This is a genomic window from Limisphaerales bacterium (assembly GCA_014382585.1).
Classification (GTDB): domain Bacteria; phylum Verrucomicrobiota; class Verrucomicrobiia; order Limisphaerales; family UBA1100; genus JACNJL01.
The window spans coordinates 1-26,416 of the sequence record JACNJL010000017.1 but is presented as its reverse complement, the minus strand read 5'-3'; the positions used below and the strand labels follow the sequence as shown (position 1 = coordinate 26,416).

At 59.1% G+C, this 26,416-nt stretch carries 22 protein-coding genes and 2 tRNA genes; 11 read left to right on the top strand and 13 right to left on the bottom strand.

The genetic code is table 11. The annotated features are described in order from the left end of the window. Positions 1 to 25 precede the first annotated feature (25 nt). Positions 26 to 241: a SlyX family protein gene (locus tag H8E27_00970; GenBank protein ID MBC8324188.1), complete on the top strand. Its 216-nt coding sequence runs from the start codon at positions 26 to 28 to the stop codon at positions 239 to 241. 1 nt (position 242) lies between these two features. On the opposite strand, the gene H8E27_00965 is transcribed toward H8E27_00970, so the two are convergent. Beyond that, positions 243 to 785: a hypothetical protein gene (locus tag H8E27_00965; GenBank protein MBC8324187.1), complete on the bottom strand. Its 543-nt coding sequence runs from the start codon at positions 783 to 785 to the stop codon at positions 243 to 245. A gap of 71 nt (positions 786 to 856) precedes the next feature. Continuing rightward, a complete protein-coding gene (locus H8E27_00960) occupies positions 857 to 1,906 on the bottom strand; it encodes a DUF1080 domain-containing protein (GenBank protein MBC8324186.1) in 1,050 nt (349 codons plus the stop codon). A 257-nt stretch (positions 1,907 to 2,163) separates the two neighbouring features. Here H8E27_00960 and H8E27_00955 point away from each other — a divergent pair, with 257 nt between their 5' ends. Next, on the top strand, positions 2,164 to 2,634 hold the full coding sequence (locus H8E27_00955) for a hypothetical protein (GenBank protein MBC8324185.1): 471 nt from the start codon (positions 2,164 to 2,166) through the stop codon (positions 2,632 to 2,634). A gap of 55 nt (positions 2,635 to 2,689) precedes the next feature. Here H8E27_00955 and H8E27_00950 read toward each other — a convergent pair whose 3' ends face one another. The 6 genes from H8E27_00950 to H8E27_00925 form a co-directional block, all read right to left on the bottom strand. Beyond that, on the bottom strand, positions 2,690 to 3,214 hold the full coding sequence (locus H8E27_00950) for a 2,4'-dihydroxyacetophenone dioxygenase family protein (GenBank protein ID MBC8324184.1): 525 nt from the start codon (positions 3,212 to 3,214) through the stop codon (positions 2,690 to 2,692). Positions 3,215 to 3,378: 164 nt separating this feature from the next. Then, positions 3,379 to 4,206 carry a phytanoyl-CoA dioxygenase family protein gene (locus H8E27_00945; protein MBC8324183.1) on the bottom strand — a complete coding sequence of 276 codons (828 nt, stop codon included), beginning with the start codon at positions 4,204 to 4,206 and terminating at the stop codon, positions 3,379 to 3,381. Between the two features lie 122 nt (positions 4,207 to 4,328). Further along, a complete protein-coding gene (locus H8E27_00940; protein ID MBC8324182.1) occupies positions 4,329 to 5,663 on the bottom strand; it encodes a DUF1501 domain-containing protein in 1,335 nt (444 codons plus the stop codon). A gap of 23 nt (positions 5,664 to 5,686) precedes the next feature. Further along, a complete protein-coding gene (locus tag H8E27_00935) occupies positions 5,687 to 6,805 on the bottom strand; it encodes a glycosyltransferase family 1 protein (GenBank protein MBC8324181.1) in 1,119 nt (372 codons plus the stop codon). Positions 6,806 to 6,822: 17 nt separating this feature from the next. Continuing rightward, a complete protein-coding gene (locus H8E27_00930) occupies positions 6,823 to 8,253 on the bottom strand; it encodes a DUF1501 domain-containing protein (protein MBC8324180.1) in 1,431 nt (476 codons plus the stop codon). Positions 8,254 to 8,314: 61 nt separating this feature from the next. Continuing rightward, positions 8,315 to 11,152, bottom strand: a complete 2,838-nt coding sequence (locus H8E27_00925) for a hypothetical protein (GenBank protein ID MBC8324179.1) — start codon at positions 11,150 to 11,152, stop codon at positions 8,315 to 8,317. 79 nt (positions 11,153 to 11,231) lie between these two features. On the opposite strand from H8E27_00925, the gene H8E27_00920 reads away from it, so the two are divergent. Then, positions 11,232 to 14,996, top strand: a complete 3,765-nt coding sequence (locus H8E27_00920) for a VCBS repeat-containing protein (GenBank protein ID MBC8324178.1) — start codon at positions 11,232 to 11,234, stop codon at positions 14,994 to 14,996. Between the two features lie 83 nt (positions 14,997 to 15,079). On the opposite strand, the gene H8E27_00915 is transcribed toward H8E27_00920, so the two are convergent. After that, positions 15,080 to 15,286 (bottom strand): zinc ribbon domain-containing protein, encoded by a 207-nt coding sequence (locus H8E27_00915; GenBank protein MBC8324177.1) that lies wholly within the window; start codon positions 15,284 to 15,286, stop codon positions 15,080 to 15,082. A gap of 143 nt (positions 15,287 to 15,429) precedes the next feature. Here H8E27_00915 and H8E27_00910 point away from each other — a divergent pair. From H8E27_00910 to H8E27_00885, 6 genes are all read left to right on the top strand, one after another. Next, positions 15,430 to 15,505: transfer RNA gene (locus H8E27_00910), tRNA-Phe, on the top strand. 103 nt (positions 15,506 to 15,608) lie between these two features. Then, positions 15,609 to 17,051: an LptF/LptG family permease gene (locus H8E27_00905; protein MBC8324176.1), complete on the top strand. Its 1,443-nt coding sequence runs from the start codon at positions 15,609 to 15,611 to the stop codon at positions 17,049 to 17,051. After that, entirely contained in the window at positions 17,051 to 17,470 is a 420-nt protein-coding gene (locus H8E27_00900) for an FHA domain-containing protein (protein ID MBC8324175.1), read from the top strand. The genes H8E27_00905 and H8E27_00900 overlap by 1 nt, the downstream gene beginning before the upstream one ends. 50 nt (positions 17,471 to 17,520) lie before the next feature. Next, positions 17,521 to 18,498: an acetyl-CoA carboxylase carboxyltransferase subunit alpha gene (locus H8E27_00895; protein MBC8324174.1), complete on the top strand. Its 978-nt coding sequence runs from the start codon at positions 17,521 to 17,523 to the stop codon at positions 18,496 to 18,498. Between the two features lie 8 nt (positions 18,499 to 18,506). Then, positions 18,507 to 19,475, top strand: coding sequence for a class I mannose-6-phosphate isomerase (locus H8E27_00890; protein MBC8324173.1), 969 nt, complete (start codon positions 18,507 to 18,509; stop codon positions 19,473 to 19,475). Next, complete coding sequence (locus tag H8E27_00885) at positions 19,472 to 19,951, top strand: phage holin family protein (GenBank protein ID MBC8324172.1); 480 nt, start codon at positions 19,472 to 19,474, stop codon at positions 19,949 to 19,951. Before H8E27_00890 ends, H8E27_00885 begins: the two co-directional genes overlap by 4 nt. Before the next feature lie 8 nt (positions 19,952 to 19,959). Here H8E27_00885 and trmB read toward each other — a convergent pair whose 3' ends face one another. The 3 genes from trmB to recA form a co-directional block, all read right to left on the bottom strand. Beyond that, positions 19,960 to 20,580 carry a tRNA (guanosine(46)-N7)-methyltransferase TrmB gene (gene trmB / locus H8E27_00880; protein MBC8324171.1) on the bottom strand — a complete coding sequence of 207 codons (621 nt, stop codon included), beginning with the start codon at positions 20,578 to 20,580 and terminating at the stop codon, positions 19,960 to 19,962. A 94-nt stretch (positions 20,581 to 20,674) separates the two neighbouring features. Then, positions 20,675 to 21,874: an FIST C-terminal domain-containing protein gene (locus H8E27_00875; protein MBC8324170.1), complete on the bottom strand. Its 1,200-nt coding sequence runs from the start codon at positions 21,872 to 21,874 to the stop codon at positions 20,675 to 20,677. 2 nt (positions 21,875 to 21,876) lie between these two features. Next, the gene (gene recA / locus H8E27_00870) at positions 21,877 to 22,986 is read right to left on the bottom strand and encodes a recombinase RecA (GenBank protein MBC8324169.1); all 1,110 of its coding nucleotides are present in this window, start codon (positions 22,984 to 22,986) and stop codon (positions 21,877 to 21,879) included. 125 nt (positions 22,987 to 23,111) lie between these two features. Between recA and H8E27_00865 the strand changes: the two genes are divergently transcribed. Together H8E27_00865 and H8E27_00860 are read left to right on the top strand one after the other, a co-directional pair. After that, entirely contained in the window at positions 23,112 to 23,414 is a 303-nt protein-coding gene (locus H8E27_00865) for a Dabb family protein (GenBank protein ID MBC8324168.1), read from the top strand. Positions 23,415 to 23,480: 66 nt separating this feature from the next. Next, positions 23,481 to 23,556 (top strand) — tRNA-Gly (locus H8E27_00860). A gap of 150 nt (positions 23,557 to 23,706) precedes the next feature. On the opposite strand, the gene H8E27_00855 is transcribed toward H8E27_00860, so the two are convergent. Next, entirely contained in the window at positions 23,707 to 25,821 is a 2,115-nt protein-coding gene (locus H8E27_00855) for an ATP-binding cassette domain-containing protein (protein ID MBC8324167.1), read from the bottom strand. Positions 25,822 to 26,416: the final 595 nt, after the last annotated feature.

The window sequence follows — 26,416 nt, the reverse complement described above, 5'->3', positions numbered from 1 at the left end:
GAATGGATGAGGGCAATTTGGCCGGATGAGCGACGGCAACAACGAACGGTTGATAAAGATTGAATCGGCTTTGGCGCATTTGGAACAGTTGACTGAGTTGTTAAATGGAACGGTGATCGACCAGGCCAAATCGCTGCGGCGGCTCACGCAGCAAATGGAACAGATTCAAGAACGTGCAGCGGCGGAGGACATGAAAGCCGCAAAGGAAAATATCACCAAACCGCCACATCACGGGGGATGATTCACTCGTCCAATCGCCCGTCGCGCGGGCCGGAGTCAAAGAGGACGGTTCCCATCTTCGGCAGGCGGCGCGGGTGGATGACGTTCCACGGGCCGAATTGATTGGCCTCGCGCCCCCAACACCACGAGGCGAGTTCGCTGCAATACCAGCGGTTGGTGCTGGGTAAACCAATGAGCCCGGCGAAGTCATATTTTTTTTCCAACTCACCCCGCGCCTTGGCAAGGGCTTCGCGACCGGTTTCGGGCGTCCAACTTTCCGGTTGTACCAGCACCACGCGATGCGACATATCAAGAAAATTTGCCAGACTGTTGGTCACGTTTCCATTCCATAACGATTCGATGACCACGCCGTTTTCCGCATCCAAAATCCCCACGTGCGAAAGCGCACTGCAAGTGGCAAGCGCCACAACGTCATCGCCCGTGCGATAGCCGCGGTTCACCAGCCACATCCCGTTGCCGCCGCGCTGCTCAATCACCCGTTGCCAAGCGCGCACCTCGGCCTCATATTCTGGCCCGGTTTTTTTGATGAACCCCTGAAAACCCACGCAGCTAGTGAAAAGAAAAACCAGTATCAGGCCAAGCCAAACAGATCGGTAGGGGGTGAATTTCACGCCAATTATTTCCGCTCCACGATCCACACGTTGCGGAATTGCAGCGGGTTGCCGTGGCCCTGCAGCTTGATGGCGCCGGGCGTGCCTTCGGGATCGCGGCGGGAGCCGCCGGTCTTGCCGTTGATCTCCAGATCCTTGTGGATCACCACGCCGTTGTGTTTCAGCGTCATGCGGGCGTTTTTGATTTTCTTGCCGTCCTTCATCACGGCATTGGTGAATTCCACGTCGTAGGTCTGCCATTGGAGCGGCGGCAGGCACATGTTCACGATCGGCTCGGCCTTGGTGTAGACGCCGCCGCACTCGTTGTTTTTTCCTTCCAACCCAAACGAATCGAGGATCTGCACCTCGTAATGATCCACCTGATAAAAGCCGCTGTTGCCGCGGCCTTGACCGCGCGCGGCGGGCTTGAAGGGCAGCAGGAATTCCACGTGCATGGTGTAGTTTTGAAATTTGCGGGCCGTTTTGATATCGCGCCCGTCGGTGTTCAGCAGCTTGGTCTGCTCGTCCAGACGGCCACCCTGCCATTCGCCTTTGCCCGTGCCGTCGAACAGCACAATAGCGCCCTTGGGTGCCTTGGCACCGAGGGAGGGGCTCTTGCGTTCCAGACGTTTCAGTTCAAAGGTCTTCTTGCCGTAGGAACCGGTGAGCTTGCCGTTTTCAATCACGGCCTTGCCTTCCTTCTGGCCCTTGGGCGGGTACTGGCTGGTGGCGCTGAATTCATTTGCGCCGTTGCCAAGATAACGGCGCTTGCCGATCGCGTCGGTGAACACGGCCTTATTGCCGTTCAGTTTGCCGGCAAACAATGACCGATCATCCCCGCGATCCCAGCCATCGCCGGGCAGACCGCCCGGGTACAGCACGAGCTGAAACTCGCCGCCGCCCAGCGCGATCACCTGCGCGCCCACATCGCAGCCGCACGAAAGGTCGCCGATGTATTCCCCTTGGATCTTGAAATCCGCGGGCAACGTTTTGTCCTTCGCATCCGTCCACAAACCGGGTGCGGCAACCATATTCAGGCCGAGGGTGAGGCCAAAGAGAATCAGTGTCTTTTTCATTATTTGCTTGGGGAAAAGTCTAGCGAGCGGTGGGCGTTTGACAAGCCGCGTTAACGAATCAATGCCTCCGCCACTTCGGCGCCCAGGCCGACCTTCTCGTAATGCGCCCGGGCCAGCTCGAGTTTAGCGCGAGAGGGCAATGGTGACCACGCCACAATCTGCACTTGAATGGTGGCACGATTGCAATTATTTGTTCATCTGGAAGGGGTGTCACCGGATTGTAACCAGACAGGTTTTGCCGCGTATTCCCGTTGATTATGAAACAGTTGTTACTATTTGTGGTGCTGCTCACCTACGCGGTGGGTTGCGGGCCTTCGGCAGAAGAAAAAGCGGCGCAGTTGGCGGAGGAGGCCCGGCAGGCTCGTGAATCAGCCGAGCGCCAAGCCAAGGTTGAGGCCGAGCGCCAAGCCAAGGCCGATATTCAAGCGCGGTATGATCAGGGTGTGGATGCGATTTTGGCGGATAAATTTGAATCCTTCAAAGCCGTGACCGATTCCCAGACGCAGGCGGATGGCCCGAAGATCGGCCTGACTTGGGGCGGGATTCGTGTGATGGTTGGATTGGGCGGATTAAAGAAAGCGGACTTTCGAATTGATGACATCCAGTTGAATGCAGATCTCACCCAGGCAACGGTGAACACCAGCCACCGCGTCAACGGGGAGTGGAAGAAGGATGAAAAACCACAAATTTGGATTGTGGAAAACGGGGCCTGGCACTGGAAGTTATAGGCTCCCACGGCTCGAGGTCGAACCCGAGTGACTGACGCTCGTTTGACAAGCCGCGTTAACGAATCAACGCCTCCGCCACCTCGGCGCCCAGGCCGACCTTCTCGTAATGCGCCCGGGCCAGCTCGAGTTTCACATGCACATCATCATGGCCGGTGGGGTGGTCGTGTTCGTCGTAATAAATCACTGAACCGAGCACGTGAAAGAGCGTGATCATCGGTTCCGCGCCTTCCTCGACGACGAGCGTGTGGATTTCGCCGGGCGGTTCATAGACAAACATCCCCTCGCGCGCCACCCAGTCATGCTCCAGATAACGCCACGTGCCTTTGAGCACAAACCCGTACACCGGCGAGGCATGCCGATGCCGTCCCAATTGACCGCCGCCGCGCACGCGCAGCAGATTGATCCATTCGCCGTTGGTGGTGTTGAAAAGTAGCGGACGAAAATCCACCGTATCACTCTGAGGCACCCAGAGTCGTTCGTCTTCCGGGATGGCCGTCTCCACAAGATCAGCCAGTGCCATGGGGGTTTGCAGGGGGCGTTTGTACATGGTCAAAAAATCAGGTGGTAAGATAGCCGCCATCCACGGGCAGCACGGCGCCGGTGATGAAGGAAGCTTGGGAGGGGAAAGGCATGGGGGAAATGACCAAGGACCAATGTCCAAGGAATTCCCAATGATTCAATGCCCAAGATTAGTTGGACATTGGGATTCGGTCAATCCTTGGGTCTTGGGGGTTTGGTCATTGGTCATTCATCGTCTGGCCGCGGCGGATTTGCCCAGTAGCCCTCAGCATCCTCCCCACTGACGACGACCCCTTTCCCGTTCCAGTCCATGCCGGCGCGGACTTCGGGGGTGGTGTAGCGGAGGGTGAGGGCGCAGCGGCGGCGGGTGGATTGGTTGGCCTCGGAGCCGTGGAGGAGGAGGTCGGTATGGAGGGAGCATTGGCCGGCGCGGAGGATGTTGTCGATGGGGGTGCCGTACTTCGCGGTGTCCTCGACGGTTTGGTTGAGGGTGTTGTGTTCCTCGGGGGTGCTGGGGCGCCAGGTGAGGTGGCCGTCGTGGTGGGAGCGGGCGAGGAAGCGCATGCAGGCGTTCTCGGTGTCGGCGTCGTCGATGGCGAGCCAGCAGGTGACGGCTTTGCTGGGGGTGAGGGGCCAGTAGCTGGCGTCCTGATGCCACGCGACGCGTTTGCCGTCGCCGGGGAGTTTGCAGAAAAAATGGGAGCCCCAGCCGATGACGTTGGGCCCGAGGAGGTCGCGCACGCAGGCGACGATGCGGGGATGGGTGAGGAGGTCGTAGACGCGGGCGTGTTTTAAGTGGGCGGTGCTGATGGAGTAGCTGTCGCCGCCGGCGGCGAGGGTCTGCTCAAGGAGGCGGTCGAAGTAGGCGCGGTGGCCGGCGATTTCGGCGTCGTCAAAAATGGTGATGGGGCGGACGTAGCCGGCGGCGTTGAAGTGGTCGACCTGTTCGCGGGTGAGCGTGGCGGGCTCGGTGACGGGGCTGGGGTGGAAACGCAAGTCGCGCTCAATGCCGTCGAGGTCGGTTTGGTCGGGGGTGGTTTTGAAAGTGGCGATTGGAAAATGTCCAATGACCAAGGCCCAATGTCCAAGGAAATCTCAATGACCAAGACCCATTTTTGGGCATTGGGTTTTGGTTATTCCTTGGGATTTGGAGATTGGGCCTTGGGCCTTGGGCCTTAACCCAACAGTTCATCAATCACCCGCGCCTTGGGCACGAGGGCGTGGGGGCGCTCGAGGGAATCGTAGAGCTCGGTGCGGTGGTCGAGGCCGAGTTGCTGGTAAAGGGTGGCGACGATGTCGCCGGGGGTGACGGGGGCCTCGGCGGGGAGGGCGCCGGTGCGGTCGCTGGCGCCGTGGATGTGGCCGCCCTTGAAGCCGCCGCCGGCGAGCATGACGGTGTAGCAGTTGTTCCAGTGGTCGCGGCCGGCGTTTTTGTTGATGCGTGGCGTGCGGCCGAAGTCGCCGAGCACAGCCACCACGGTGCGCTTCAAGAGGCCGCGCTGGTGGAGGTCGGCGATGAGGCTGGAGGCGGCGGCGTCGAACTGGGGCAGCAACGGGTTTTTCAGTTTCTTGAAATTGGCGCCGTGGGTGTCCCACGTGGCGTTGGCGTCGGGCGCCCAGCTCATGGTGACGACGCGGGTGCCGGCCTCGATCAGGCGGCGGGCGAGCAGAACGCTTTGGCCGTAGATGTTGCGGCCGTAGGCGTCGCGTTTAACGGCGGGCTCGCGGTCGAGTTGAAATGCCTGCTGCGTGGCGTTGCTAGTGAGGAGGTCGAAGGCGCGTTTTTGAAACTCGGTCATCGCCTCGTGATGCGTGCGGCCGCCAGGAAGTTTTTGGGCGAGGGCTTGGTCGAGCGACTGCAGAAGATTGCCGCGCTGGTTCATGCGCTGGCTGGAGACGCCCGCGGGCAGGGAGAGATTGCGCACGCGGAAGTCCGGCTTGTTCGGGTCTTCCAAAACCCAAAATGGGTCGTGCTGCGCACCGATGAAGCCCGCGAGGAATCCCGGTTGCAACGGGCCGCCCGCGCCTTCCTTGGTCTTGTACGGCAGCGACACGTACGGCAGCGCGTTGCGGCGCGGCGGGCGCAGCTTGGTCATCACCGAGCCGATGCCGGGGTAATCATCGGGCCGAAAGCCGCCGCCGATCTCGCCGCGGTCATGGCCGGTCAACGCGGCATACACCGCGGCGGCGTGGGAATTGTTCACGCTATGATGCATCGAGCGCACGAGCGTGGTGTGGTGCATTTGCTTGGCGAGGCGCGGGAGCAATTCGCAAACGTGCATCCCCGGCACCGTGCTGCGGATAGGCGAAAACTCGCCGCGGATTTCCTTGGGCGCGTGGGGTTTCATGTCCCACATATCGAGATGCGGCGCGCCGCCGTTGAGGAAAATGATGATGCACGAATCCGCCTTGGCCGGCTTGCCGGGGCGTTCACTGGCGAGCAGACGCGGCAGCGAGAGCCCGGCGGCACCGAGGCCACCCACGAGGAGGAATTCGCGCCGCGAATTCATAGGGGGGAAGGGTAGCAAGCCGGTTACGTTTTGAAAGAAAAGATTTGGGCAAGAAACTGGATCCATTGGCGGGCGTAACGGGACATGGCATAGTTTTTTAAAACGTGTTCATGGCCGGCACGGGCCAAGGCGTCGAGTGCCTCGGGGTGGTCCCAATAATGATGCAGCAGGCGTGCCCATTCCGCGGGGGAGTTCGCGCAGGGATGAGGGGTCGGCAATTCTCCGGCAAACTCCCGAACCATGGGACAGCGGCTTTCGCCAATCGCCGGCACGCCCAAGGCGTAAAGCCGCCGCAGCCGGGAGGACGGCTTGAACAGGCAGTGTTTCATCCGGTGGTTGCGCGTGGGGGTCAATCCAAGCCGCGCCTCTCCGGCAAGGGCGGCGAAGGCTTCGTCGTCATAGGCAACCCGTTCCACGGGCGGGGTGCCCCATTGTTCGTTGCCGGCCGGATGGTTGGAGATCAACCGCAGCCGGACCTCCCTTTCACGCGCGAAGTTTTCCAGCAGAGGGCGCAATGCTAGCAGTCCCTCAAGGGTGTGCCGGTGGCCGTGCCACGCGAGCACCGGCGGGCGGCCGGAGGGCGGGCTCTGGGCGAGGCGTTCTTGCCCCGCCGCGATTTCGGCGGGGTGCTCGCATTCCTCGATGAACCAAACCCGCGTATGCCGACTGGCCACCAGGCGGGCCAAGGGCAAGCTGGAATGAACGACCACGCCTGCGAATTGCTTCAACTCGCCCCAGAGACATTCCAATTGATCACAAAACAACAGCACCCGCACCGGCTGGCCGGGCAGCGGTTCGGCGGGAGGCACGGCTTTATAGCTAACGAGCACATCGGTGGCTTGCTTGGGAAGATTGGGGCTACAGGTGATTTCCCACGGCAGCTCTTCGCACCCCACCTCTTCCCGCAAACTGCCCAACATGTTGAACACGGCAATGCGGGCCCCGGGAGTCTCGGCGGGCACCCAGAAATGAATCTTCAGTTTCTTCCGGGCGTCTTCGTGCAAATCGTCCTTGTCGCTGGGTGTCTGGACTCGGCCTTCGCGGGCCCACCCCAACCGGAAACGCAGCATGAACCAGTTCAGGCTCAGCTCGCGAAGCTTGCCTGGCTTGCGAAGAAAGCCGGTTGTTGGCGAAGTGCTCAAGCCGGAGGGAGGCTTAACTATGCGAGGATTTCCTTCACCACGCGGCCGTGCACATCCGTCAATCGAAAATCGCGGCCGTCATAGCGGTAGGTTAGCTTTTCGTGGTTGAGGCCGAGTTGGTGCAGGAGGGTGGCGTGGAGGTCGTGCATGTGCACTTTGCCTTCGACGGCGTGGTGGCCGTATTCGTCGGTGTTGCCGTGGGCGATGCCGGGCTTGATGCCGCCGCCGGCAAGCCATACGGTGAAGCCATCGGGATTGTGATCGCGGCCGGTACCTTTGTTTTGCGCGTAGGGCGTGCGGCCAAATTCGCTGCCCCACCACACGATGGTGTCGTCAAGCAATCCGCGCTGTTTGAGATCGGTCAGCAACGCAGCCACGGGTTGATCGCTGGCCCGGGCGTGCTCCATGTGCTTGGGCATATTGGAGTGCTGATCCCACGATGGGTTGTTGCCGTTGTCGGTGTAATTGACTTGAACGTAGCGCACGCCGGCTTCGCTAAGGCGGCGGGCCATCAAACAATAGCGGCCAAAGTTATCCGTCGGCTTTTGGTCGATGCCGTACATCGCGAGGGTCTTGGGGTTTTCCTTGGACAAATCGAGAATGCCGGGCGCGTTATTTTGCATTCGCCAGGCGAGCTCGAAGGAGCCGATGACCGCGTTGAGTTCGTCATCGCCGGGGCGGCGTTTGGCTTGCTCGGCGTTAAGCGCGCGCAGGAGTTCGAATTGTTTTTGCTGTTCCTTGGGGTCGATGCCCGGTGCGGTGATATTTTGAATCGTCGAATCCTTGGCCGGAATTCCGGCCCGGCCGATGGGCGTGCCTTGATAAGCCGCGGGCAAAAATGCGTTGCTGTAATTGCGTGGACCGCCGTTGCCCATCGAGGGGCCGATGCTGATGAAGCCGGGGAGGTTTTCGTTTTCTGTGCCGAGGCCGTAGTTGACCCACGAGCCCATACTGGGGCGAATGAGATTGATTGTGCCCGAGTGCATGAAGAGTGTGCTCGGTCCGTGGGCCACGCCTTCGGTGTGCATGCCTTTGAGGATGCAAAGGTCGTCCACGTGCTTGGCCATGTGCGGGAAAAGTTCGCTGACGGGTTGGCCGCATTGGCCATAATTCTTGAATTTCCAGAGCGGTTTTTTGACGGCGTGTTCGACGATTTTGCGCGTCTTGGCCAGCGTACGGGCGTCGTCGAAGCGCACCATTTTGCCATCGTCATCGATGAGCTTCTGCTTGTAGTCAAATGAATCCACGTGGCTCACGCCGCCGGCCATGAAGAGAAAAATCACGCGCTTTGCCTTGGGCACATGATGCACGAGCTTCGCCGCGAGTAAATTGTCTTTGGCCGCCGCGCGATGAGCCAAGGCACCGAACGCAAGCGAGCCAAACCCGCAGGCGGCACTTTTTAGCGCGGCTCGCCGAGAAAGAAATGGTTGATCAATGAATGGATTCATAACGAACGGCAGTTTGACGTATCAAACTGGCGGGAAATTCTAACTTCACGGTTGAATTCCATCAAGCCTCATCGGGCTTGAGAGCGGGGTCGGATTCATCGTTGACCTCCGAATCAGAAGATTGCGTTCGGCGCACGCCCAAGCCGGCAATGAACAGGCCGATCCCGAGCGCGATGAGTGGTGGCGTGGTGGGCGGTGCGGGCGCGTGATAGGTCAATACCAGAGTGCGGGCTTTATCCGAGGCCGACAGGTGGACTGCCCGCGCATGGTTATTGGCCCGGAGCAAAGGAACAGAGTGGCCTTCGAGGGTCACATTCCAGTGCTCATCAAACCGATCATTGAGCAGCATCATGGCAGCGTAATTGAGCGGGGGAATTTTCACTTCCACACGCGTGGCACTGACATCGACTGATTCGATAGCAGGCAGGTCTGACGTTTGAGAGGGCTGTTCCGGTTCGGGCAAATTATTGGCGCGCAGGATCACCTGAGAGTGGGGATCAAAGCCGGGGCTAAAGAGAATGGTGTTCGCGGTTGCTTCGTCCACGCCCTGCCGCCAGTCGGCAAATAATTTCGCACGCGGGAGGGCTCCGGTAAATTCCATAAGGACGACCGGAGCGTTGGTGGAATTTGCCCCGCCGTCAGGAGCGGGGAGGAGCCCCAAATGAAACGCCTCCATCCGCTTAAACCGCCGCAGCACGGGATCGAGCATTTGGTTTAGCGCGTTGCGGTAGGTCGGCAGCGGTTGGTCGCCGAGTTTGGAATCCACCCGAACCATCGTGGTGAGTTCCGCGTTCCCGGCATGGCAAATAAAATAGCGCGTGCTCGCAAGTTCCCATTGGCGGACCAACAACCGGATCGCATCAGCGCGCTGAGTTTCCCGTGCGGAAGCGCCGAGGGGCGGCGGTTGGAAATCCGCCAACCGCGCACGAGCGATGCCGAACTTCGGAAACAGATGTGCCGTCCATTTTTCATGAAACGCCTGACTTAAAATGTTGATGGTTTCGTGCGCCAGAATCTGGCTTTGCCGGCGGCCGCTGGATTCCAAGAAAAAATTAAATAAAATTTGATCTCTCCCGCCCATGAGAAATTCCTTCCCGCCGGGAAGTTTCTCCAATTGCATTTGAGCCTGCTGCCGGTCTGATTCGCCAGGCGCACTGAGCATCATGCGGATGAGGTGATTGAATTGCTCCACATCGCTGGCGGATTGATAGCGCATCATGCCCCCAACAAATCCGCGGGCCAACGCGGCCAACCGCGGGGTACTCCAGTTGACGCTGTCGGGGGAGGGGGGCGAAAGAAAAGAATCCATCACCGCCCGGTCGAGCGGAATCCGATTTTGCAGCTGATATTGATTCAGTAACGCCACCCGGCCATGGCCGGTGTGCTCCTTCAAGCGCTCGGCCAACGGTGCCCCGTGAGTCGTTGCATCAAATTGATCAAAGCGAATAAACGGTTTCCCCGAACGCCCAAGATCCACCAGCAAGACGACCGCCAAAGCCAACAAGCCCACGGTGCGGGATGATCGCCGCCATTGCACCAAGCTGCATCCGATCAGCGCAGCAATGGAAAGCAACAGAAACAGCACGAACAACCCCGCTTGAAATGTGCTGGCGTTGGCCAAGGCGGAGGCATCCGCCGGCAGTGCCCCGGGGGATGCCTTCAATATGCTTGCCGCCAATTGCTCGACCCGGTTGCTGAATAAGATGAACCCCAGCGTGGCCAATGCCAGCACGCCGAATGAACCCATGCGCCAAGCCGTATTAAATCCGCCACTCCCAAACGCGCGGGATTTTTCATGCGCCTCGGTGGCAAGCCATTCATCCAATCCCTTCAAGCCCAAAGCAAACAACCCCAGCAAACAAACGCTGACCAAAGCCTGCCAGTGACTTTGCCAAACTACCCATGGAATCGCCAGCACCACGGCACCCAGTATCAGGGCGCGGGTTTTGTCTTGAGGCGAAAATGAATGCTTCCGGCGCGCCGCATGCACCAGCGCCCAAAGCGCCACCAGCAACACCAACGCCCCGGCGTACGCGTGAGAATGGCTGCCCATCAACGCACCCCAATGTTGGGTGCTATCCACCACATCCGATCGATGCCCAAACAGCCCGGCCATCGGCACGGTGAGCAAATCGAGGGATCTATTCGCGGCAGTTGCCCCCAGAGCGGCGGTGGACTCAAAAAATTCCGGATGTGCCCAAACCGGCCAAGCCACTGCGGCCGCAGCCATAGGAATCAGACTCACGCAAGCCAAACGCTTTTGCGTAAACCGGCCCCCCTCCGCCGGAGGCAACCCCAACGCCAACCCAAGAATCGCGCCCACCAGCACAAATCCATCTGCGCCAATTTCCAATGACCCTATGCCCAGCGCCAGCCCGGCCACCAATGCGCCGGGCCATTGCAAACGGCCCCTCACAATCATCGCCAACGCCACAAACAACGCCGCGCCAACCACGGCCAAGCTGCCGGAAAATTCCACTGTGCGTGTAAGAAAGACGCCGTTCAACGCGGCAGCCAACGCGCCGATTCCGCAGATAAACCCGCTGCAATTAAGTTGCCGAAAACACAACCACGCGGCCATGCCCAGCAGAAACAAACACGCGGGTGGATAGTAGTTGGCATAATTCGCGGTCGGATCCGGAGTCAGTTTGCACAGCGCCTGAAACCATCCGGTGAACCCCGACGGCCAATGGCTCTGCGGCGCCCCCAACCCGGCCAGAGCATCCCAGGCGCCATGAGTAAAGTGCCGATCCCATTCCTCCACCGTTTGCCCTTCGGAATGGAGAATGAATTCGCCGGAGAAAATCGGGCCAAACAACCCGGCCAACACCAACAACAGAACCCCTGCGGCTGCCAATGCCGGAGCCAGGCCGGGACGCGTGTTGGGTGCCTCATCCATACGGCGTTTGAGGTAACAGAAAACGCACCCTCGATAAAGCGAATTGTCTTTTTCCGCGAGGGTTGTTACAACCGCCTCGATGAGCCCAATCCGACATCTCCTCGGTCAAAGCCTGTGCGCGTGGCTTTGTTTGAACACACTACTGGTCGGTGCGCCTACGGTAAAAATCACCCCGCTCGACGTGCCCAATCAGGGACGGCCGGGGTTCCATCGGCTAGAGCCCAGGGAAACCGGGCTGGTGCCCACCGGAAAATATCAGCCGATCATCGGTGAAATCATCCGCGATACCAGCAACTCAGGCTTAGCCGCCGGAGATATCAACGGCGACGGTTTGCCGGATCTGTTCGTGTGTGGCATGGATAAACCCAACGCGCTTTATCTGAATCAGGGCAATTGGAAATTTAAAAACATCACCGAGCTGGCCGGGGTGGCGTGCCGGGGCTGGCGATTAAGCGGTGCACTCTTTTCTGATGTGGATGGCGACCGCGACTTGGATCTCATCCTGACCTCCCTGCGCGACACACGGAATTTTCTTTTTCTCAATGACGGCAATGGTCGATTCACAGAAAGCCTAAATATCGGCTGGATATACAACCACCGCGCCGGCAGCGTGGGCTCCAGCATGGCCGATGTGGACGGCGATGGTGACCTTGACCTGTACGTCGCCTCTATTTTGAGACGCACCCCCGGCGAGGTGTTGGGCCCCAAAGAACTGGAACGCATTTATCAACTCGGCGTGGCAGCCAAACTCGCCGGCCGCCCTATGCCTGATGAATGGCTCAAGATTTTTTCGCTTCGCAAAGTCCCCACCACCGGCAAAGTCGTCATCGATGTCAGCAATATGCAGGACCATCTTTACCTAAATGACGGCCGCGGCAACTTCCGCGCGGTTACGGATAACGACCACCGCTTTCGCGATGTACAAGGCCGACCCATCGCCATGCCCAAAGACCCCAGCCACGAAGCTGCATTCCGCGATGTGGATGGCGATGGCGATCCGGATTTATACGTGTGTTCCGACTTCGACTGGGCCGACCGCTTTTGGCGCAACGACGGCCGCGGCAATTTTACGCTGATCGAGCCCATCGCCCTGCGCCGCACCAGCCAATTTTCGATGGGCATCGATTTTACCGATCTCAATCGCGATGGGCATTTGGATTTCATCACTGTGGATATGCTCAGCCGCTCACATAAACGGCGCAAAACTCAAATGGGAATGATGCAGGCCACCGATGCCGCCATTGGCCTCATTCATAATCGTCCGCAAATCATGCAAAATACGCTGCACCTCAACCGCGGCGACGGCACGTGGACGGAAATCGCACAGTTTGCCGGCGTCAAAGCTTCCGAGTGGTCTTGGGGCCTCGCCTTCACCGATGTGGATTTGGATGGCTATGAAGATCTTATTGTGGCCACCGGAATGATTCGGGATTTTATGGATGCCGATGCCACAGCGGAAATCGAGAATGCAAATCAAGGGACATCCACCATCAACACACTTCTTAAATCGACCGTTTATCCTACATTACCCACGCGCAATATTATCTACCGCAACCGGGGCGACCTCACCTTTGAATTTATGAGCGGCAGTGACTGGGGCTTTGACACCAAAGCCGTTTCCGGCGGCTTGGCTCAGGCTGATTTTGATGGCGATGGCGACCTTGATCTTATTTTCAATAACATCGAGCCGCTGGAAATTTATCGCAACGAATCCAACGCCCCGCGCGTCGCCGTCCGCCTCATCGGTCGGCCCGGCAACGTGCAGGCCATCGGTGCGAAAGTTCGCCTCCTCGGCGGCCCCGGTAATGCCAGTGGTCTGGCCCCGATAGAACAGGAAATCCACAGCGGCGGTGGCTACGCCTCCGGCAGCGATCCGCTGGCCGTCTTTGGCACCGGCAACCTCACTGAAGGCTTGAAACTCGAAATCATCTGGCGCGACCGGGGCACCCTCACCCGGCGTGTCATTTCTAATGTGAAGCCCAACCACCTTTACGAGATTTCGCAAGGCGAGGATGGCCCGCACCAGACTCCGGCCCCCGCTCCCGTGGAGACGCTGTTTAAAAAAGATTTTGAGAAACTGGATATCCAAATGCCAGACGGCCCAATGCGCGTGGGCCACTCGGAAACCCCCTTCGATGATTTCGCGTATCAACCGCTGCTGCCCAATCGCCTCAGCCAACTGGGCCCCGGCGTGGCCTGGACCGATGTGAATCAGGACGGCCTTGAGGATCTTGTGATCGCTGCGGGCCGCGGACGGCCGATGTTGATTTATCACGGGCAACCGGGCGGGCAATTCAAAATTGCCCGCGCCCCAGTCGCTGATCTTGATCAAACCGGCGTTCTCGGATGGATCCCCAAACCCGATGCCGCGCCCACGCTGCTCACCGGCATTTCCAATTATGAGGCACCCGGCAAAGCATTCGATCGGGCACCCCTGCGCGGCCTGAATCCGGCCAAGAATTTTTCCATCCAATTTTCCCTGCCCAGCCAACGCTCCACCTCCGGCCCCATGGCCTTGGCCGATGTGGACGGCGATGGCGACCTCGACCTTTTCCTTGGCGGTCGCATGGTGCCGGAGCGTTATCCCGAGCCGGCCGACTCGCAACTATTCATCAATCAAAATGGCGAATTGAAGCGCGATCACACAAATGCAGATGCCTTCAAACAACTGGGCCTCGTCAGCGGCGCGGTATTTGGCGACCTCGACGGCGATGGCGACCCCGATCTCGTACTCGCTCTGGAATGGGGTCCGGTGAAAATCCTCCGCAATCAAGACGGGAAATTCACCGATGCCACCCAAGCGTTTGGACTCGATACCCACCAAGGCTGGTGGAACAGCGTGACCCTCGGCGACTTCGATGCCGATGGCCGGCTCGATATTATCGCCGGCAACTGGGGCCGCAACAGCAAGTACGAACAATCCTACTCCAATACCGAACCCTTGCGGATGGCTTATGGCGATTTTGATAACAATGGGGTAATCGATATTGTCGAAAACCATTACGACAAAGAAACCGGCAAATGGGTTCCCGAACGCGGCCGCTCCTGTTCCATGAACGCCATGCCCTTCATTGGCCAACGCAACCGAACGTTTAATCAATTCGGCTCGGGCAGTCTGGAAAAAGTTTACGGCGAGTGCCTCAAGGACGGCAAAGCACTGGAAGCTAACACCCTCTCCCACACGCTTTTCCTCAACCGCGGTAACACATTTATTCCGCGCGCACTCCCGACCGAAGCCCAATTCGCGCCGGTGTTCGGCATGAACGTTGCCGATTTCAACGGCGACGGGTACGAAGATCTCTTCGTGGCTCAAAACTTTTTTGCCTCCCAAAGCGAAACCCCACGCAGCGATGGCGGGCGCGGCTTACTGTTGCGCGGCAACGGGAAAGGCGATTTTCTGTCTGTGCCCGGTCAGAAATCCGGCCTTAAAATTTACGGCGAACAACGCGGCTCCGCCGTTGCAGATTATAACCACGACGGACGCCCCGATCTCGTGGTCAGCCAAAATGGAGCCGCCACCCACCTGTACCAAAATGTTCAGGGCCACCCCGGCCTGCGCGTCCGCTTCAATGCCGGCCCCACGAATCCCACCGGCGTGGGCGCCATCGCCCGCTTGGTTTTTGCTGATGACAAAAAAGGCCCCGCCAAAATTGTCACCGCCGGTTCCGGCTATTGGTCGCAAGATTCTGCCGTGCTCATCCTTGCCCGTCCATCTACTGCTGCGGCTCCTGTGAAAATCGAAGTCCAATGGCCCCACGGACAAACCATCACCACCCCCATCCCCATCGGCGAAGACGAAATCGAAATCACCCCCCAAGGCGCTCTCATAAAACCCGGCAACTAATGGTGCCCGGGCCGGTGGCCCGGGTGGGTTTTCAAACACACTGCTTTTCCCCCGGGCCAACGGCCCGGGCACCATTAAATTCCTCAGCGTTTTCCTTTGGGGACGTTCATGCTCATGATGCTTGCGCCGTGGAAGACGACGCCGCAGCCGCCGGTGATGACGCGCTCGACGGGTTCACCGGTTTCCGGATGCTTGGTGAGCGGCTTGTCTTTCATCTTTTGCACCACCTCGAAGCGCTTGGGTTTCTGGCCTTTTTTCTTGGGAAGAGTTTGGTAAATGTAAGTGGGCATAGCGTTTGTGCGGGCGAAATTGTACCGCCCGCGGGCGGCGGACGCAAGGTTTGGCCCACTGAACAAAAGTGGAATGGGCTTGCCCGTGGGATTTTTTCGGGCATAGTGACCGGCCCGTTGGCATTGAACGATGCGGCGGTTATGGCTGGATAGCTCAGTTGGTAGAGCAACGGACTGAAAATCCGTGTGTCCCCGGTTCGAACCCGGGTCTAGCCACCATTTTCTACTCCAGTTTTCCCCTCGTGACACGGACGCGCGCTTGACGTAAATTACGGCGGGATGGGTTTCGCAAGTTCACAATGAGAACACTGGCAAGTTCGCAATGAAAACACTGCATCGGTATTTGCTGCGGGAGGTGCTGGCTACGCTGGTGCTGACGGTGGGGGTGTTCACGGCCGTGCTGCTCATGGGCAACGCCATGAAGGAGGTGCTGGCGCTGGTGGTGCGCGGGCAGGCTTCGCTGGCGGGCGTGGGCAAAGCGTTTGTGTTGCTGATTCCGTTTGTGATTTCGTTTTCGCTACCGATGGGTTTGCTGACGGCAATGCTATTGGTGTTCGGGCGGTTCAGTGCAGATCAAGAACTCACTGCGGCGCGGGCGGGCGGGTTAAGTTTGGTAAGCCTCGTGGCGCCGGTGTTGTTGCTGGCGGTGGGGTTCAGCGGGTTGAATGCGTGGATCAATCTTTCCATCGCTCCGCGCTGCCGAACCGCTTACAAGGAATTGGTTTATGACATGGCACTGTCCAATCCCGCCAAGCTGCTTTCGGCCAATACCTTTGTCACCGAAGTACCCGGCTACGTGATTTATATTGGCGAGCTGGAGCAGGGCGCGGATGAGCGGCATTGGCACATGAAACGGATTTTGCTCAACCGCATTGAGGACGGCGAACTCATCCAACGCACCCGCGCCGCGAGGGGCGAGGTGAGTTATGATTCCAAAAACAAACAATACCTATTCCGCCTCATCGACGCACAGGTCAACGTGCGCGCGGATAAATTGGGAATCGTATTTGGCGGCAACGACGAAGGCGGCGAATCCGAGCCGCAATCAACCAACAACTCAGCCGCCACCCACTCCACCAACTCAACCTCCGAAACAGAAACAAAAGCGGAACCCAACCCCTTCCCCGACTCCCCCGATTGGATGCCGATGGCCGGCGGAGAAATCATCCTGCCCATCACGCTGGCGGAGATCAGCAAGCAATCCTTCAAGCCCAAGCTCAGCTACCTCACCTTCAACCAGTTGCGCCGCGAAATGGATCGCCATGGCGAGATTATCAACATCGACTCGAACGGCTCCGTCGCACTTGTCCATTACGCCACCATCGATTCGCCCGCACCAGACACACTCTATCAAGTAACGCGCCACGGCAACCGCGTCGGCCGCGCACGCATCACCCCCGAAAAAACACCCGCCCATCTGGTCGCCGAAATCACCGAAGGCACGCTGCATCCGGGCGACCGCCTCGAGCTGGAGCGCTCACCGCTCAAGGTGCAGTTACACCGGCAAATTTCATTTTCCTTCGCCGCCATCGGCTTCACGCTGGTGAGCATCCCGCTGGGCATCCGCGCGCATCGGCGTGAGACCACCGCCGGCATCGCGATGGCGCTGGTGTTGATTTTGATTTATTACAGCTTCGTCATCCTCGGCCAGGCGCTCGCCGACAAACCTCAATATTACCCGCACCTCATCGTGTGGATTCCTGTTTTTCTTTTTCAAGCCGCCGGCATGTGGATGCTCGCGCGCGCCAATTGTGGCAGTCAATAATGCAAACTCCCGTAACCAGCCCCCCCTGCCTTGCGCAGTTGCAGTTTCTCACCGGCCAACCGCACCGGCATTATATTTGGCCCGATGAATTTCCCGTGCGCCTCGGCCGCAGCAGCGATTGCGCATTGCGTATTGAAGAGGAGGGCGTGTGGGAACAGCACGTGGCGATCGAGCTGGACGACGAACATCGTTTTCAGTTGAAGCGCGTATCGGATGCCAGCGTGATGATCAATGACGAGCCGATGACCGAAACTCAACCGCTCGCCAATGGCGATGTGCTCGCGCTCGGCTCGGTAAAACTCCAATTCTGGCTCGGCACCGTGCAGCAGCAGCGGCTTTCCACGCGCGAAGCGGCGGTGTGGGCGCTGCTGGCGGCTGTCACCGCGGTGCAGATTTGCCTACTGTTTTGGCTGGGGTGAGCAGCCTTGCGTCTTGCGGATTGGACGCCTCCCCGTTATCCTCCACGCGAATGAAGCACCTGCTCGATTTCGAGAAACCGTATATTGACCTCCAACAAAAACTGGAGGGCCTGCGCGAACATCCCGAGGGAACTAATCTCGGCATGGATATCGATCAGGAAATCCGCCAGCTTGAGGACAAAATTGCGGCCAAGAAAAAAGAGCTCTATTCCAACCTCACCGCATGGCAGCGCGTTCAGCTCGCGCGTCATCCCAAGCGGCCGTATTCACTTGATTACATCAGCCGCACGTTCAACGGCTTCTCCGAACTGCACGGCGACCGGCTTTTTCACGACGACCACGCGATCGTCGCCGGTTTCGCCAAGCTGGGCGAACAGCGCGTGATGGTGGTCGGCACCCAAAAAGGCCGCGATACCAAAGAAAACATCAAACGCAATTTCGGCTGCGCCCATCCCGAGGGCTACCGCAAAGCGCTGCGGCTGATGGGCATGGCCGATCGATTCGGACTGCCCATCATCACCCTCATTGACACCGCCGGCGCGTACCCCGGCGTGGCCGCCGAGGAACGCCACATCGCCAAAGCCATCGCCATCAACCTGCGCGAGATGGCGCTGTTTAAGGTGCCGATGATTTCCGTGGTCATCGGCGAAGGCGGCAGCGGCGGCGCGCTGGGCATCGGCGTGAGCGATCGCACATTAATTTTAGAAAACGCGTATTATTCTGTCATCAGCCCCGAAGGCTGCGCGGCGATTTTGTGGAAAGATCGCGCCGCCGCACCGCAAGCGGCCGAGGCGCTCAAGATTACCGCGGCCGATTTGCTGGAGCTGAAGCTGGTGGACGAGGTGGTGGGCGAACCATTCGGCGGCGCCCACAATGATGTCGACGCCATGGCGAACACCCTGCGCGATGTGCTGCTGCGCAATCTTGATGAGCTGAAACAAATCGATCCCGCCGAGCGATTGAAAATGCGCTACCAAAAATACCGCAGCCACGGCCAGTTTATCGAGGGACAAGCCGCGCCGGCATAGGTTCCGCTATGCTTTACCCGCTCACCTTTGAGCCCATTTTCCGGGAACGCGTCTGGGGCGGTCGCATGCTCGAAACGCTCTACGACAAACCGCTGCCGCCGGGCCAATCCATCGGCGAATCGTGGGAAATCGCCGACCGCCCCGATGCCGCCAGCGTCATCGCCAACGGGCCGCTTGCGGGATACGACCTCCGTTGGCTGATGCAAAACCACGCCAACGAACTACTCGGCAATCTGCGGCACAACGGCCGGTTCCCGTGGCTCGCCAAGTTGCTCGACGCCCGGGCCGATCTTTCCGTGCAAGTGCACCCGCCCGCCGCCTTGGCCGCGCAACTCGGCGGCGATCCCAAAACCGAAGCGTGGTACGTGAGCCACGCCAATACCGATGCCCGCCTCATTGCCGGACTGCGCCCGGGCGTATCACGTGAAACATTTGAAACGCAGCTCGACACCGTGGATTTTCCGCTATGCCTCAATGAATTACCCGTGACCGCGGGCGATGCGATGTTTATCCCGAGCGGACGACTGCACGCGCTGGGCGCGGGCACGGTGGTGTTTGAAATCCAACAAAACTCCGATACCACCTACCGCGTGTACGACTGGAACCGCACCGGCCTCGACGGGCAACCCCGCCAACTGCACCTCGCCGAGGCGCTGCAGTGCATTGATTTTGACGAAGTCAAACCGCGGCTGCACGCGCGCGAATACGAACCCCGCAACGGGCACAACACCCGCCTCATCGCGCATGCTCCGGAAGCATTTCGCCTGGAGCACGTTCAAATGGAAACGGACGCCGCCCTTGTGCTGCCCGGCGAAGGCGTACGATTGGTGGCCGTAACCGCTGGCCGCCTCACCCTCGATGGTGCGGGCGAAACATTGGCCATTGGCCCCGGGCAATTTGCACTCGTGCCCGCCATTGCCGAAACTACCGCCGCGCGCGGCGTGAATGCGCAGTTTCTCCTTACCCAAGCGGCATGATGCAATTTAACGCCAACGCCGAGCCAAAAGAAGAACGTCCCGTACGCGATTTTCTTCATCAATTCGTGGTAGGCACGCTGGCGGTGTTGGTGGCGGTGCATTTAGTGCCCGGCATTCAATATGAAAGAACCGAGCATTTAATTCTAGCTACGCTGGTGCTGGGCGCGCTTAACGCGTTCCTGCGACCGCTGCTGTTACTGGGCTGTTTGCCATTACTTATTCTCTCGCTGGGGTTTTTCCTGCTGGTCATCAACGCCGGCCTGCTAATGCTCACCGCAGAATTAGTGGACGGATTTGTGGTCGATGATTTCTGGGCGGCGTTTTGGGGGGCATTGATTGTTTCAATTGTTACGTTGATCACCAATACATTTTCCGGCAGAGGCCAATCGCGATTCCAATTCAACCGCAGTAAACCAAAAGAAAACAAATCCGGCTACGACCACGACGATGACGACGGCCCGGTGATTGATGTGTGAGCAAGAAGTTAGGAGGAAGCAGTGAGAAGTTGGAATGAAGCTCGCAAGGTCGGCTTGCCTTCGTCATTCCATTGGCGCTCGAATTCGGTGGTGAGCGCGGCCAGTTCCTTTGGCGTTTCGGTGGATGCAAAATTTTTGGCAGGCGCGAAGGATTCCTGCATTTGCTGAAAATAATCGGGGTCGTCCGTGCGAAGATGGACGATGCCTTTGGGCGCAAGAATGCGCTGGGCCAGTTCGGGGAATTGTTCGTCGATAAGGCGATGACGGCGGTGTTTGTCTTTGGGCCAAGGGTCGGGGAAATAAATGTGGATTGCCTCGAAGGCATTCGCGGGCAAAAGGTGTTGAAGCACGTAGCGCGCTTCAATGCGGAGGAGGCGGAGATTGGTGAGGTTGGCGCGGCGGCCTTTTTTGTCGAGCTTACGAATGCGGCCGAGCAGGCGCTCGATGCCGATGAAATTTTTTTCCGGATGCCGCGTGGCCCATTCCAAAAGAAACCCGCCATCCCCACAGCCAATTTCCAATTCGGCGGGTTGGGATTCTTTTGATGTGGGAAATAATTTCTCCAGCCGCAACGGTTCGGTCACGGATTCGAATTCGTGTAAAAGACTGATTGGGGATGCTGATGTCATCGGTTCTTTCTCCTTCACATCGACTTGCTCAATGTAGCCCGGACCGGTGGTCCGGGGCCCGGGCCACCGGCCCGGGCTACAGTTGAAATCAAACTCATTGTGATTCCGCGTCGGCACCGACGAAGAGGGCGAGGGAGGCGGTGTAGCCGTGGAGAAAATTGTCGTTGCCGATGGGGCCGATTTCGCCGTTGCAGAAAAATCCGCTAAGGCCAATGTCGCCGAGGTGATGCTGCACAAGACCGGCATCATGATCGGAGGCGCCAAAGAGGTTTTTGCCACGCCCGGTGCAACAGCAAAGGCAGCCGCCGTACACGGGATTGCCGTTGAGCGATTCACCGGTGCGATGCATCAGCTCGTCCATATCCTCGCCGGCGGCACGGGCGTCGCGGCGTTGAAATTGGAGTGTTTGCCCGACCCTCACCGCACCGCCCACAGCGATGCTGCCGGTGTCGGGATCTGCGCCGATGAGATTGCGGATAAGGAAATCGCCGCGATGAAATTCTTCCACGTATTCGTTGACCACCAAGCCCACGAATAAATTTTTGCGGATTTTTTCTTTGTCGGTGTCGCTCAGGTGTTCAAATGTTTCAGTAAGCACTTCGTAAGCGGGACGGTTACCAATCTCGAAAATAATATTATGTTCAACGCGCGTGATCGTCCACGTTTCGCCGATCGGCGTGCAGCCTTGCGAGATTACGCTTTGCAACATCACACCGCCCCCTACACTGAGTGCCACGCCGCCTTCCTCGTACACGTCGCCGTTGAGATACACCTGCGAAGTTTGGTCGGCCAATGTGCCACTGGAGAACCCACCGATCACCGGCTTGCCGGGCCACGAGGCGTTCCATTGCGGCAACCACGCCTCGGCGTTGAGATGGAATGGATCCACAAAGGTCAGCCAGCCGTTGGTGTCGGTCACGCCGGTGACTTCGGGCCAATAGTCCGGGCTGTCGGCTTCCTCCACTTGGGCTTGGGTGAAGTGCAGCGAATCGAGTTTCGCGCCCGGCAAATGATGGAGGGCGAGGGTGAGGCCGGGATTTTTTTCGACTTCGCACGCGTTGGCCACTAAACCACCGCCGGAACAACCGACGAGCAGGGGAATGCGCGCATGCACGCGAAGGATTTCCAGCAACTCCACGGCTTGCCCAAAAAATTGAGGCGAAGTGAACACCAGCCCAAGCGACACTTCATCGCCGGGAAAATTAACGCGGAGTTCTGCCGCCCAATCCTCGAGGGCGTCCACGTCGAACGCGCCGTCGTAATGGGCGGCGATGGAATGGCCGGATTCGGGCATCGCTATCCTGCCGCCACGGCCTCGGCGGGCTCTGCCACTTCAGCGGCGGGGGCTTCTTCTTTTTTGGCTTCTTCGGGTTCCACGCCGTTTTTCTTGTCCATGATTTGTTGCACGATTTGCGCGCATAACCCCGGCTTGTCGATCAGCGTTCTCTGCGCGGCGGCCACGCCTTGGCCGATGAGTTCGCCATCGTGCTGGATCCACGCGCCTTTTTTGCTGAGCACGCCAAAGCGCAGTCCGGCGTCGATGACGCTGCCTTCGTAGTTGATGCCTTGATTGTACATGATGTCAAACTCGGCCTCGGCGAAGGGCGGCGCGACTTTGTTTTTGACGATTTTCGTTTTCACGTGGTTCCCAATCACCTGGCCGGTGGAATCTTTAAGTGCTTCGCGTCGGCGGATGTCGATCCGCACGCTGGCGTAAAATTTCAGCGCCTTGCCGCCGGAAGTCACTTCGGGGCTGCCGAACATGACGCCCACTTTTTCGCGCAGTTGGTTGGTGAAAATGCAGGTGGTTTTGGCCTTGTTCATGATGGCGGCGAGCTTGCGGAGGGCCTGGCTCATCAGCCGCGCTTGCATGCCCATGGTGGCCATGCCCATATCGCCTTCGAGCTCGGCTTTGGGGACCAGTGCAGCGACGGAGTCGATGATGATGACGTCCAACGAGCCGGAGCGGGCGAGGGTTTCGCAAATGGTGAGTGCTTCCTCGCCGCTATCGGGCTGGGACACGAGGAGGTCATCGAGATTCACGCCGAGCTTCCTGGCGTACTTGGGGTCAAGCGCGTGCTCGGCATCAATGAAGGCGCACAAGCCGCCGGCCTTTTGGGCGTTGGCGATGACGTGTAGCATCACGGTGGTTTTGCCGGAGGATTCAGGGCCATAAATTTCCACGATGCGGCCCTTGGGCACGCCGCCGATGCCGAGCGCGAGGTCCAGCGAAAGTGCGCCGGTGGAAATGGATTCGATGTTGTTTTGCGCCTGGGCACTGCCGAGCCGCATGATGCTGCCTTCGCCAAAAGTTTTGGTGATTTGCGCCATCGCATCGTCGAGATTGCGTTGCTTGGAATCGCCGTTGTCGGCTGGCTTCTTGGTCGTTTTTTCTGCTTTTGCCATAATATCTGTTCTTCCAGTTGTGGGCGTGCTGTTCAGATAGCTTGCGCCCGGGTTGCTTGTTCGGCAAGCCCTTGTTTTTCCCAAAGGCTTGATTCGGTGGCCCTCCGCTGTTTAGGGTCGCGGCCATGTTTTCGCACGTTGTCATTTTTTGGACTAAACCCGAGGTGGCCGATGCCACGGAAAAACTGCTCGCCGGCGCGGAGGAATATCTCAAAGACATCCCCGGCGTGCGGCATTACCACTGCGGCGCGATGGCCGGCAGCCATCGGGATGTGGTGGATCAAACCTATCAAGTGGCGCTGAACCTCGTCTTTGATGACCAAGCCACGCAGGACGCGTATCAGGATCACCCGCGCCACTTGGAGTTTGTGGAGAAGGTTTTCAAGCCCAACTGCGCCCGCGTGGTGGTGTACGATTTCGAGGGCTAACAATCGGCCGCCAAATATCCGCTTGCCAAAGCCCCTCCGCATCGGGATACTCCGCCCTTCACGGATGCGAGTGTAGCTCAATTGGTAGAGCATCTGCTTGCCATGCAGAAGGTTGTGAGTTCGACCCTCATCACTCGCTCCATTTTCTTTCGCTGTTTTCGTCCTGCAAAGCATCACGGAAACAGCTTAGCACAAGGAAGGGACATTGATTGTCCTACTTGGGAATTTTCAAGTTTCAATTCTCAATTTTCAATGGAGATTCAATTTCATTGATTATTGAGACTTAGCCAGTTCACCTCAATTCCCCGATCCATTTCGCTTCCACCATCAGGAACATCACGCCGGTGAGGGCGAGGTAGGTGGCGATTAGGGCTAGGAGATAAATCCATTCGAGGGTAATGGCACCGGGCGGGGCGCGGCCGGAGGGGGGCATATCCAGCAGGGCGGTGGCGGGGCGGGTGACCATTAAAAATGACCCGGCCATGACGAGGTTGCCCTGCCAACTGGCGTCGTCGCTGTCGAGATAGTCGTCGAGGGTTTTGACGGGGTTGAAGGGGGAATGACGGATGATTGTGGGTGGGGAGTCTGGAGTCGGGGTAGCGATCGCGGCGGATGGCATGGGCACTTGGCTGTCCCATTGCGCGGAGTGGCCGAAGACGACGCGGCTGAGCAGCACTTGCAGCAGGAGCGCGATGGGGAGAATCATGACGGCCATGCGTTCGGTTTTGGAGAGGGTGGAGATGGCGAGGCCCACGAGCGCGCCGCCCGCGCCGGCGAGCCACAGAACGAGGATGGAGTTGATGAAGGAGGCGTCGCGGAGGCTGTCCATCGCGGGGCCTTCCTGTAGGAAAATGGGGATGGCGATGCGCGCGGAGAGGTACAGCAGCAGTGCGACGGGCGCGAGCAGGAGCAGGGCGGTGACGAGTTTGCCGGTGAGGAAGGCGAGGGGATCGAGCGCCACGAGACGGTCGCGGGCATAGAGTTTTTTTTCGTTTACAATCTCGCGCACCGTCAGCGTCATCCCCATCCACAGGGCGGAGACGACGAGGAAAAAATGGATGCTGATGGAGGCGGGCGCGGCGTACTGGGCGAGCACAGTGAGGGTGGCGAGGATGACGGGCTGGATGAGGTTCAGTAAAAGCGCGCTGCGGTCGCGGAAAAAAGTAAGCCAACAGCGCTTGAGGACGACTTGGAATTGGTTGACGAATCCCGCGGCGTCGGCGGTCTTAAAGTTGAGGCTGAGGAGTTGCCCCATCAGAAAATGCACGCCGGAGGAGTCGTCCGTGTGCGCCTCGCTGTGGGGTTCGGGGGGCGAGTGATGTTCCGTGGACGGCGGGCCACCGGCGGTGTCTTTTAAGTTTTCCAGTTTGCGAAAAAGATCGGCGGCGTTGCGCACGCCGTATTCGGGGTACAAATCATCCGGCACACCATAGAAGGCGAGCGTGGCAAATTTATTGGGCTCGCCTTTGGGATGTTTCAGGCCGAGCACCAGCAGCGTGTCGAAAAAATTCATCGTGTCCAGCGTGTGCGTGATGCAGACGATGGTGAACCCCCGCCGCGCCAGCCCGCGCAGCACGTCCATCAGGTCCGACGCCGTGCCGGGGTCCAGCCCGCTGGTGGGCTCGTCCAGAATGATAAACTGCGGACGCATCAGCAGCTCGATGGCGATGCTCACGCGTTTTTTTTGGCCGCCGGAAAGCACCCGCACCGGCTTGTCGCGGTGGGCGGTCATGTTCACCTCCTCCAACGTCTCGTCCACGCGCTTGGCCAGATCCGACTCCGAAAGGCTCGCCAGCCGCAGTCGGCCGGAGAGCACCAGATTTTCCTCCACCGTCAACGCCGGGTACACGAGGTCCTCCTGCATCACCGTGCCCTGCCGCGCGCGGTATTCCTCCTTGTGGCCGATCACCGGTGTGTCGCCGTCGAAATACACCGCGCCCCACGTCGGATCCCACGTGCTGTTCAGCAGCGCCACCGTCAGACTTTTGCCCGCGCCGCTCGGCCCCAGCACGCCCACGAAGGAGCCGGGATGAATCGTCAGGCTCAGCCCCTCCAGCAACTTTTTCCCACCGCGCTCCAGCCCCACATTTTCCAGCCGCACCTCCATCCCCGCGCCCTCCTCCTGCAGCAGCAGCCGGCCATTTTTGAAAAGGTACCCCGGGCTGTTGGCGAACTTCAGCACATCCCCCTCCGCCAGCCACGCGTTCTGGATGCGCGAGCCGTTCACAAACGTCCCGTAACGGCTGCCCAAGTCCACCACCGCCAGCTGTCCCTCGTGATATTCCAGCGCAAAGTGGTTCCCCGAAACCGCCACGTGCTTCACCGTCACCTCGTGCTTCCCCGATCGCCCCACCGTGACGCGGGCATTCGCATCCGGCAAAATCTCCAATGGCCAGGGGCTTTTCAAAATAGGTGGGGGTACCGATGCGTGACTGGTCAATTAACAATCCGAGGCAGCAAAATCAACCACCCAACCCCAACCGGTCAAGTTCCAAAACCCCGCCATTTCATAGCTGACACCGGTGGTGCAAAGAAAAACACTTTCACGCATGAAAGTATATTCCCCAATTATAGTTGCAATCGCGGGGGTGGGGTCCGGGTGCGGCCAAGGCGATCAAGCAGTGAAGCCAGATGCCCAAGGGACGACTCCCGCCCAACGGTCCCGCCCAACGGGAAACATCCCCGTTTTAATGGGGTGTGGAGCGCGCTGGGACAGCGCGCCTTGGCCGCTTGGCCGCCGCGGACTCGCAGGCTCGTCCCTCCAGCGCGAAGCTGCCTCAAGATAGGGCGTGCTCTCCGAGCGCGCCTTGGCCGCTTGGCCGCCGCGGACTCGCAGGCTCGTCCCTCCAGCGCGAAGCTGCCTCAAGATAGGGCGTGCTCTCCGAGCGCGCCTTGGCCGCCTCGGAGAGGCGGCCCTCCCTTTCACGGAAATCCAAAACCCCAAAGGCTCGCTGCGCTCGCCTTGAAGGGTTGAGGTTCAAGCACCAAGGTTCAAGGGATCA

Excerpts from the sequence above, each read along its gene's own strand:
- H8E27_00950 (MBC8324184.1), bottom strand. The coding sequence starts at position 3,214 with ATGGCGGCTATCTTACCACCTGATTTTTTGACCATGTACAAACGCCCC.
- H8E27_00875 (MBC8324170.1), bottom strand. The coding sequence starts at position 21,874 with ATGCCCGAATCCGGCCATTCCATCGCCGCCCATTACGACGGCGCGTTC.
- H8E27_00900 (MBC8324175.1), top strand. The coding sequence starts at position 17,051 with ATGCAAACTCCCGTAACCAGCCCCCCCTGCCTTGCGCAGTTGCAGTTT.
- H8E27_00930 (MBC8324180.1), bottom strand. The coding sequence starts at position 8,253 with ATGAATCCATTCATTGATCAACCATTTCTTTCTCGGCGAGCCGCGCTA.
- H8E27_00905 (MBC8324176.1), top strand. The coding sequence starts at position 15,609 with ATGAAAACACTGCATCGGTATTTGCTGCGGGAGGTGCTGGCTACGCTG.
- H8E27_00920 (MBC8324178.1), top strand. The coding sequence starts at position 11,232 with ATGAGCCCAATCCGACATCTCCTCGGTCAAAGCCTGTGCGCGTGGCTT.
- H8E27_00960 (MBC8324186.1), bottom strand. The coding sequence starts at position 1,906 with ATGAAAAAGACACTGATTCTCTTTGGCCTCACCCTCGGCCTGAATATG.
- H8E27_00895 (MBC8324174.1), top strand. The coding sequence starts at position 17,521 with ATGAAGCACCTGCTCGATTTCGAGAAACCGTATATTGACCTCCAACAA.
- H8E27_00925 (MBC8324179.1), bottom strand. The coding sequence starts at position 11,152 with ATGGATGAGGCACCCAACACGCGTCCCGGCCTGGCTCCGGCATTGGCA.
- recA (MBC8324169.1), bottom strand. The coding sequence starts at position 22,986 with ATGGCAAAAGCAGAAAAAACGACCAAGAAGCCAGCCGACAACGGCGAT.
- H8E27_00970 (MBC8324188.1), top strand. The coding sequence starts at position 26 with ATGAGCGACGGCAACAACGAACGGTTGATAAAGATTGAATCGGCTTTG.
- trmB (MBC8324171.1), bottom strand. The coding sequence starts at position 20,580 with ATGACATCAGCATCCCCAATCAGTCTTTTACACGAATTCGAATCCGTG.
- H8E27_00955 (MBC8324185.1), top strand. The coding sequence starts at position 2,164 with ATGAAACAGTTGTTACTATTTGTGGTGCTGCTCACCTACGCGGTGGGT.
- H8E27_00940 (MBC8324182.1), bottom strand. The coding sequence starts at position 5,663 with ATGAATTCGCGGCGCGAATTCCTCCTCGTGGGTGGCCTCGGTGCCGCC.
- H8E27_00890 (MBC8324173.1), top strand. The coding sequence starts at position 18,507 with ATGCTTTACCCGCTCACCTTTGAGCCCATTTTCCGGGAACGCGTCTGG.
- H8E27_00865 (MBC8324168.1), top strand. The coding sequence starts at position 23,112 with ATGTTTTCGCACGTTGTCATTTTTTGGACTAAACCCGAGGTGGCCGAT.
- H8E27_00885 (MBC8324172.1), top strand. The coding sequence starts at position 19,472 with ATGATGCAATTTAACGCCAACGCCGAGCCAAAAGAAGAACGTCCCGTA.
- H8E27_00915 (MBC8324177.1), bottom strand. The coding sequence starts at position 15,286 with ATGCCCACTTACATTTACCAAACTCTTCCCAAGAAAAAAGGCCAGAAA.